General features: G+C 52.5%; 1 rRNA gene. It reads left to right on the top strand.

Features of this window, described 5'->3' with window-relative positions:
• A 23S ribosomal RNA gene (locus NFS43_RS24320) occupies positions 1-1,519 on the top strand; the annotation flags it as partial.

Raw genomic sequence — 1,519 nt, 5'->3', positions numbered from 1 at the left:
GCCATAGAAGGTAACAGCCCTGTAGTTGAAACTTCGTTCCCTCCTGAGTGGATCCTGAGTACGGCCGGACACGTGAAATCCGGTCGGAAGCAGGGAGGACCATCTCCCAAGGCTAAATACTCCCTAGTGACCGATAGTGAACCAGTACCGTGAGGGAAAGGTGAAAAGCACCCCGGAAGGGGAGTGAAAGAGATCCTGAAACCGTTGGGTGATGGCGTGCCTTTTGTAGAATGAACCGGCGAGTTACGATTGCATGCAAGGTTAAGTTGAAGAGACGGAGCCGCAGCGAAAGCGAGTCTTAAGTAGGGCGAATAAGTATGCAGTCGTAGACCCGAAACCAGGTGATCTACCCATGTCCAGGGTGAAGTCCAGGTAACACTGGATGGAGGCCCGAACCGACGCACGTTGAAAAGTGCGCGGATGAGGTGTGGGTAGCGGAGAAATTCCAATCGAACTTGGAGATAGCTGGTTCTCTCCGAAATAGCTTTAGGGCTAGCCTCACGAAGTTAGAGTCTTGGAGGTAGAGCACTGTTTGGACTAGGGGCCCTCATCGGGTTACCGAATTCAGACAAACTCCGAATGCCAAAGACTTATCCGTGGGAGTCAGACTGCGAGTGATAAGATCCGTAGTCAAAAGGGAAACAGCCCAGACCACCAGCTAAGGTCCCAAAGTATACGTTAAGTGGAAAAGGATGTGGAGTTGCTTAGACAACCAGGATGTTGGCTTAGAAGCAGCCACCATTTAAAGAGTGCGTAATAGCTCACTGGTCGAGTGACTCTGCGCCGAAAATGTACCGGGGCTAAACGTATCACCGAAGCTGTGGGTGGACACCATTTGGTGTCCGCGGTAGGAGAGCGTTCTAAGGGCGTTGAAGCTGGACCGTAAGGACTGGTGGAGCGCTTAGAAGTGAGAATGCCGGTATGAGTAGCGAAAGATGAGTGAGAATCTCATCCACCGTATGCCTAAGGTTTCCTGAGGAAGGCTCGTCCGCTCAGGGTTAGTCGGGACCTAAGCCGAGGCCGAAAGGCGTAGGCGATGGACAACAGGTTGATATTCCTGTACCACCTCTTTATCGTTTGAGTGATGGGGGGACGCAGGAGGATAGGGTAAGCGCACTGCTGGTCATGTGCGTCTAAGCAGTTAGGCTGGTGAATAGGAAAATCCGTTCACCGTGAAGGCTCGAGCTGTGACAGCGAGGGAAATAGAGTACCGAAGTTCCTGATTCCACACTGCCAAGAAAAGCCTCTAGCGAGATAAAAGGTGCCCGTACCGCAAACCGACACAGGTAGGCGAGGAGAGAATCCTAAGGTGAGCGAGAGAACTCTCGTTAAGGAACTCGGCAAAATGACCCCGTAACTTCGGGAGAAGGGGTGCTCATTAAGGTGAATAGCTTTGATGAGCCGCAGTGAATAGGCCCAGGCGACTGTTTAGCAAAAACACAGGTCTCTGCGAAGCCGCAAGGCGAAGTATAGGGGCTGACGCCTGCCCGGTGCTGGAAGGTTAAGAGGAGGGGTTAGC

Source organism: Neobacillus muris, assembly GCF_943193175.1.
Taxonomy (GTDB): domain Bacteria; phylum Bacillota; class Bacilli; order Bacillales; family Cytobacillaceae; genus Neobacillus; species Neobacillus muris.
This window is presented reverse-complemented; position numbering and strand designations above follow the sequence as displayed.